This window comes from Noviherbaspirillum sp., assembly GCF_035944575.1.
Lineage (GTDB): Bacteria > Pseudomonadota > Gammaproteobacteria > Burkholderiales > Burkholderiaceae_D > Noviherbaspirillum.
In genome coordinates, this window is the sequence record NZ_DASZBA010000200.1 from 79,114 (window position 1) to 85,113 (window position 6,000).

Genomic DNA, 6,000 nt, shown 5'->3' on the forward strand with positions numbered 1-6,000 from the left:
AGCGAAAATCAATCATAACCGCCTTCATCCGGCAGATTATTCGTGTTTTAGCCGCATGTCGTGCAAAGAAGCATGCAGTCGGGCGATAACCGCGGTTAAAATGGCGCCCACTTTCGAGGACACTATGACTGACGTTTGGAAACCCTCTGTCACCGTTGCGGCCATCGTCGAGCGCGACGGTCACTTCCTGCTGGTGGAAGAAGAAACCAGCGATGGCATCCGCTTCAATCAGCCTGCCGGCCATCTCGATCCCAACGAGTCGCTGGAGCAGGCGGTAACGCGCGAAACGCTGGAAGAAGCGGCTGTCGATTTCACGCCGACAGCGTTGGTGGGCCTGTACATGTCCCGCTACCTGTCCTCCCGTACCGGGCTGGAAGTGACTTATCTTCGATTTGCCTTTGCGGGTGAGCTCGGCGCCAGCCACGATCGCCCTCTCGACTACGGCATTCTGCGCACCGTCTGGATGACGCGCGAGGAAATGCTGGCCTGCCAGGAAAAACACCGCAGCCCGCTGGTATTGCGCTGTGTCGACGATTACCTCGCCGGCAAGCGGGCTCCGCTCTCCCTGCTGTACACCCATCCGGATGCGATCGGCGTGTTGCGCCCGGCCGATCCGCCGGCACTGGCTCTCGTGAAATGACACGCAGGAAAAAAGTCGTCATCGGCATGTCCGGCGGCGTCGATTCGTCGGTTTCCGCATGGCTGCTGAAAGAACAGGGCTATGAAGTGATCGGCCTGTTCATGAAAAACTGGGAAGACGACGACGATTCGGAATACTGTTCCACTCGCCAGGACTGGATCGATGCGGCCAGCGTCGCCGATGTGGTCGGCGTGGATATTGAAGCCGTCAACTTTGCTTCTGAATACAAGGATCGCGTGTTCGCCGAATTCCTGCGCGAATACCAGGCCGGCCGCACGCCGAATCCCGATGTGCTGTGCAACGCCGAGATCAAATTCAAGGCCTTCCTCGACCATGCGATGCATCTCGGCGCCGACCTGATCGCCACCGGCCACTATGCACGGGTGCGTGAAGTAACATCGGGCCCGGATGCGGGCCGCTTCCAATTGCTCAAGGCGCTCGATGCCAGCAAGGATCAGAGCTATTTCCTGCACCGGCTCAACCAGGCGCAATTGTCGAAAACCCTTTTCCCGCTCGGTGAAATCCAGAAGACCGAAGTCCGCAGGATCGCCGAGCGCATCGGCCTGCCGAACGCCAAGAAAAAGGATTCGACCGGCATCTGCTTCATCGGCGAGCGACCTTTCCGGGATTTCCTGAACCGCTATCTCTCCTACCAGCCGGGACCGATGAAGACCCCGGACGGCACCACGGTCGGCAGCCATGTCGGACTGAGTTTCTACACGCTCGGCCAGCGCAAGGGCATCGGCCTGGGTGGCATCAAGTCTTACCAGAATGCGGAAGGCAGCAGCGACGCCTGGTATGTGGCGCGCAAGGATGTCGAAAACAATACGTTGTACGTGGTGCAAGGCCATGACCATCCATGGCTGCTGTCTTCATCGCTCACCGCCAATCAGCTCAGCTGGATCGCCGGCGAGCCGCCGGCTGCCGGACGCCTGCATGCGAAGACCCGCTATCGTCAGCCGGATGTCGCCTGCGATGCCGCCGAAATCAGTGATGACTTGGCGTTGTACTTTCCCGAACCGCAGTGGGCAGTCACTCCTGGGCAATCCGCTGTGCTGTATGACGGCGATATCTGCCTCGGCGGCGGCATCATTCATCACGCCGCTGCATAGGCCCATCCTGACGGCGGTCCTGCATCGCCGTTCTCAATAGCTTACGTATTCAGCTTCCCAGATAGCCCCTATCGCAAGATTGCGGGCTGAACGGGCGTTGCCGCCCGGTTCCGGCATTCACCTTCAGAACGTATTTGACCGCCGCCTTCAAGGGTCAGACAGCTATTTCCCGCTAGCAAATACTCACTCTTTTGGGTACAGGCGTTGTTTTGCCCGAGTTTGATTTTCTTCCAAATAAAACCCTTGCAAACCGGATCAATATAACTAATAATCTAAATACGAACTATTCGCATTTACAAAAATTCTCCAGAAAGTCTGAAATGTCAGAGCAGTCGCGGGAAAAACGCCTGTCCGTCGGCAAGACGGACACCGGTTCAGAGTTGTCGGCATCCGTCGTACGCATTAAAAGCGAGGATTTGTTCCGCCAGATGCGGGAAGTCGAGATCGAACACCAGGGCAGAATTTATCGCCTGCGGCTGACCCAGCTGAACAAGCTGATCCTGACCGCATGAGGCTGGATGTAATGAACGCACCGCGCGGCATTGCCGCCCCCGACCAACCCCGGCCAGCCATCCGCGAAATGTGTGCGGTAGCCAGCAGAACACCTGACCAAGGAGTCTTTGATGGCTATCGAAACGATGAATCCCGTTCTGCTTGAGCCGAACAGTGCGCCGGCGCAACCGGAACTGCTGATCTCCGCCGTGTTGCACCTGATGTCGCATTACACCGCCAACCTGCATGAAACCAGCGAGTGCACCAAGCTGGCGGCAGTGATCGAACGTCATTTCAAGGCCCTCGCCGACCTGCCGGATCTGGCGCCGGTATTGCGGGCGACTTGCCACCAGCTGGCCGACCAGTGGGCGTCGGTCGTCGAGCGCAGCATGCCCCGACCGCAGCGCATGGCGTTCTTCTCAAGGCTCGCCGCCGGGACAAGACCGGTCTGAGGAATGAACAACGATTTTTCCGGCAGCGTGAAAGCGGTGCCGGACACCGAACATAGTGAAGTTTTGATTACCGAACATCATCAACAGGAAAGCAAGGTTTTGGCATGATCGTCTGCATCTGCAACAATATCTCCGATCGAACAATCCGCCAGGCAGTCGATGCAGGCATGACCAGCATGCCGCAGATCCGCGAACACCTCGGCCTCGGCACATGCTGCGGCAAATGCCATCCGCATGCAAAGGAGGTGCTGCGCAAATGCGTGAGCGACACACGGCAGCTCGAGCCGCAACCAATGTTCTTCCAACCGATGGCCGCTTGATCAACGCATGAACACCGCGTTCCTGCCGGCCGGCGGCGCATACTCGCAACCACGCCTCTCCCTCAATCGGATCGGTCCGCTTGGCGCGATCATCCTCGTCCACGCGGGCCTGCTGTACAGCCTGCAAACACCGTCCAAACCGCAGCCCAAACAATCGGCGCCCAGGGAGGTCATGGCGACATTCATCACGCCGGCCCCCGCTCCTGCGCCGGTCTTGCCCCCGGAGCCCGTGCCCGCACCGCTGCCGACGCCGGTCGTCGAACAGCCGCGTCCCGAACCGGTGAAGCCACAGCCGGTGCCGAAGAAAGTGAAGCCCGCACCGAAGAAAACGGAGAAGCCGACCAGGGTGCCGGCCCAGGCGGAGCCACCGTCACAAACGACGCAGGAGACCACTGCGCCGGCCGAACCCGCGCCGCCGGTTGCCACGGCACCTGCCGCACCCACACCGGCAGCCCCTGCGCCCGCACCGCCCCCGCCGCCCTCCCAGCCTCGGACCGTCACGTCCGGCATCCAGTACCTGCAGGCACCGAAGCCGGAATATCCGCCGCTCGCCAAACGCATGGGCGAGGAAGGCAAGGCGATATTGCGTGTGCTGGTCAACGACAAGGGTCGTCCCGAGCAGATCGAAGTGCAGACATCCTCCGGTTCCGCCCGCCTCGACGAAGCAGCGCGGCAGGCAGTGGCCCGGGCATTGTTCAAGCCCTTCATCGAGGACGGCAGGCCGGTGGCTGCATACGCCATCGTGCCAATCAATTTTCAATTAGCGAGTTAAGGAAACAACATGGAACATAGCCCGTACGGACTGGAGAGCTTATGGATGCAGGGCGATTGGGTCACGAAAGGCGTGGCCATCATGCTGCTGGTCATGTCGATCGCATCTTGGTATGTCATCGTCACCAAGGCAATGCAGCTTTGGCGCTATCGCCGCGCCGGACGTGCCGCCGGCCACGCTTTCTGGGATACGACCAGCCTTACCGAAGGACTGGCCACGCTCGGCAAGAATAACCCGTTCGCCGATGTCGCCCAGGCCGGCGTCGGCGCGATGCGTCATCACACTGCGCACAAGGGACACCTGCATGATCAGTTGTCGGTCAGCGACTGGATCACGCTGTCGCTGCGGCAGGCGATCGACGAAGCATCTGCCGAACTGCAGTCCGGCATGGCCGTGCTGGCATCGGTGGCATCGAGCGCGCCGTTCGTCGGACTGTTCGGCACCGTCTGGGGCATTTACCATGCGCTGGTCGCCATCGGCACCTCCGGCCAGGCGGGCATCGAGAAGGTGGCCGGTCCGGTGGGCGAAGCGCTGATCATGACGGCACTCGGGCTTGCCGTGGCTATCCCGGCGGCATTCGGCTATAACGCGCTGGTGCGTGGCAACAAGTCGCTGCTTGCCCGTGTCAATAAGTTCGGATTCGACCTGCATGCGTTGTTTGTCACCGGCGCCCGCGCCGAGCAGAGCAGCGATGCCGGCACTGGCGCCAAACTGTTCGCGATCCGGGGTGCATGATGGCGATGGGTTCTTTGTCGGATTCCGAAGACGACTTCAATCCGGAAATCAATACCACGCCGCTGGTCGATGTCATGCTGGTGTTGCTGATCATCTTCATCATCACCATTCCGGTCATGAATCATGGCGTGAAGATCGACCTGCCACGCGCAAGCACACAACCGAACGACATCAAACCGGACAGCATCAATCTTGCAATCGACGCGGAAGGAAAGCTGTTCTGGAACACTGAAGTGGTGGACCTGGCACAGCTGCAGACGCGTATCGAAGAAGCGGCAAAGAAATCGCCGCAGCCGGAACTGCATTTGCGCGCGGAGCGCACGACGCAGTATGAAAAGGTGGCGGAAGTGATGGCGGCAGCCCAGGCTGGCGGATTGGAAAAAATCGGCTTCGTGACCGACCCCGAGAAGAAGTGAAGCGGTGACAGGCCATGCCATTTCAGGTGCAAATGGCGCTGGCCGTCGTGCCACAATCCATGAGCCATTCCGCCGGGGCGACTTGACCGTGAAACGGACGCAGACGATCGCCCAGTATTTGCGTGCGTTGGCGAACTCACCCGTCGTGCCGACGGACTGCGTGACACCTGTGGAAATCTTGCCTGGCTTTGGCAAATGATAGACGCGGCCTGAGTCTGCGTAGCAGGCATCGTAGCGCAGTTGTATTGCGCCCCGGAAAAGTCCTGGTCCGGAACAGCGCTCTCCGGCATGGCAGCATCAAACTTCCCCGCCTTTATCCGCCGGAACACAGCATCTGCACGCCTTGCCGGCCATCTCCGGATATCGCGGAACGATTCCATCGCATAATGCGTTGATTGCGGTATGATCCTGCCCATACCATGCCGCAGAATCCCGCCGGCGCGTCTTCTCTATCCCGCAAAGAGGTTTCCATGAAGGGCGATCCCACCGTCATCAAGTTCCTGAATACCCAGTTGACCAACGAACTCACTGCCATTAACCAGTACTTCCTGCATGCGCGCATGTACCGGCATTGGGGCTTTGAGAGACTGGGGAAAAAAGAGTACGACGAATCCATCGGCGAGATGAAGCATGCCGACAAGCTGATCAACCGCATCCTGATGCTGGATGGCTTGCCTAATTTGCAGGCATTGAACAAGCTGATGATCGGCGAGGCGACGCCGGAAATGCTGCAGGCGGACCTGGACCTGGAACGCGTCTCGCAGCAGACCGTCAAGGACGGCATCGCCGCCTGCGAAGCGGCGGGCGACTATGTATCGCGTGAATTGCTGCGCGAGATCCTGGAAGACACCGAAGAACACATCGAATGGCTAGAGACCCAGCTTGATCTGATTACCAAGATCGGCTTGCAGAACTACCTGCAGTCTCAAATGGACGAATAATTTCCACGGCGAAATACAAATTTCTACCAGCAGGGCGCTTTACCGAAGCGCTCCAAACAAAAAGCCGTCAGACATTGCGTGTCTGACGGCTTTTTAATATTTTGCCTTGGGTTATCGGAT

8 protein-coding genes and 1 pseudogene are annotated in these 6,000 nt (G+C 59.2%); all 9 read left to right on the forward strand.

Translation table 11 applies throughout. The features are described 5' to 3' along the window. Positions 1 to 124: 124 nt before the first annotated feature. The 9 genes and pseudogenes from VGU61_RS16010 to bfr all read left to right on the forward strand — a co-directional run bounded on the left by VGU61_RS16010 (position 125) and on the right by bfr (position 5,880). Entirely contained in the window at positions 125 to 640 is a 516-nt protein-coding gene (locus VGU61_RS16010) for an NUDIX hydrolase (protein ID WP_326860197.1), read from the forward strand. Continuing rightward, positions 637 to 1,752 (forward strand): tRNA 2-thiouridine(34) synthase MnmA, encoded by a 1,116-nt coding sequence (gene mnmA, locus VGU61_RS16015; RefSeq protein WP_326860198.1) that lies wholly within the window; start codon positions 637 to 639, stop codon positions 1,750 to 1,752. The genes VGU61_RS16010 and mnmA overlap by 4 nt, the downstream gene beginning before the upstream one ends. 395 nt (positions 1,753 to 2,147) lie before the next feature. Continuing rightward, a pseudogene (gene hemP / locus VGU61_RS22665) lies at positions 2,148 to 2,264 on the forward strand (hemin uptake protein HemP); the annotation flags it as partial. Positions 2,265 to 2,375: 111 nt separating this feature from the next. Beyond that, positions 2,376 to 2,696: a hypothetical protein gene (locus VGU61_RS16025; protein WP_326860199.1), complete on the forward strand. Its 321-nt coding sequence runs from the start codon at positions 2,376 to 2,378 to the stop codon at positions 2,694 to 2,696. 104 nt (positions 2,697 to 2,800) lie between these two features. Next, positions 2,801 to 3,016 (forward strand): (2Fe-2S)-binding protein, encoded by a 216-nt coding sequence (locus tag VGU61_RS16030; RefSeq protein ID WP_326860200.1) that lies wholly within the window; start codon positions 2,801 to 2,803, stop codon positions 3,014 to 3,016. A 7-nt stretch (positions 3,017 to 3,023) separates the two neighbouring features. After that, a complete protein-coding gene (locus VGU61_RS16035) occupies positions 3,024 to 3,788 on the forward strand; it encodes a TonB family protein (protein ID WP_326860201.1) in 765 nt (254 codons plus the stop codon). 9 nt (positions 3,789 to 3,797) lie between these two features. Continuing rightward, on the forward strand, positions 3,798 to 4,523 hold the full coding sequence (locus VGU61_RS16040; RefSeq protein WP_326860202.1) for a MotA/TolQ/ExbB proton channel family protein: 726 nt from the start codon (positions 3,798 to 3,800) through the stop codon (positions 4,521 to 4,523). Further along, positions 4,523 to 4,939 carry a biopolymer transporter ExbD gene (locus VGU61_RS16045; protein ID WP_326860203.1) on the forward strand — a complete coding sequence of 139 codons (417 nt, stop codon included), beginning with the start codon at positions 4,523 to 4,525 and terminating at the stop codon, positions 4,937 to 4,939. Before VGU61_RS16040 ends, VGU61_RS16045 begins: the two co-directional genes overlap by 1 nt. Positions 4,940 to 5,409: 470 nt before the next feature. Beyond that, positions 5,410 to 5,880, forward strand: a complete 471-nt coding sequence (gene bfr / locus VGU61_RS16050) for a bacterioferritin (RefSeq protein ID WP_326860204.1) — start codon at positions 5,410 to 5,412, stop codon at positions 5,878 to 5,880. Positions 5,881 to 6,000 lie beyond the last annotated feature (120 nt).

Excerpts from the sequence above, each read along its gene's own strand:
- mnmA (WP_326860198.1), top strand. The coding sequence starts at position 637 with ATGACACGCAGGAAAAAAGTCGTCATCGGCATGTCCGGCGGCGTCGAT.
- VGU61_RS16045 (WP_326860203.1), top strand. The coding sequence starts at position 4,523 with ATGGCGATGGGTTCTTTGTCGGATTCCGAAGACGACTTCAATCCGGAA.
- VGU61_RS16040 (WP_326860202.1), top strand. The coding sequence starts at position 3,798 with ATGGAACATAGCCCGTACGGACTGGAGAGCTTATGGATGCAGGGCGAT.
- VGU61_RS16010 (WP_326860197.1), top strand. The coding sequence starts at position 125 with ATGACTGACGTTTGGAAACCCTCTGTCACCGTTGCGGCCATCGTCGAG.
- VGU61_RS16030 (WP_326860200.1), top strand. The coding sequence starts at position 2,801 with ATGATCGTCTGCATCTGCAACAATATCTCCGATCGAACAATCCGCCAG.
- bfr (WP_326860204.1), top strand. The coding sequence starts at position 5,410 with ATGAAGGGCGATCCCACCGTCATCAAGTTCCTGAATACCCAGTTGACC.
- VGU61_RS16025 (WP_326860199.1), top strand. The coding sequence starts at position 2,376 with ATGGCTATCGAAACGATGAATCCCGTTCTGCTTGAGCCGAACAGTGCG.
- VGU61_RS16035 (WP_326860201.1), top strand. The coding sequence starts at position 3,024 with ATGAACACCGCGTTCCTGCCGGCCGGCGGCGCATACTCGCAACCACGC.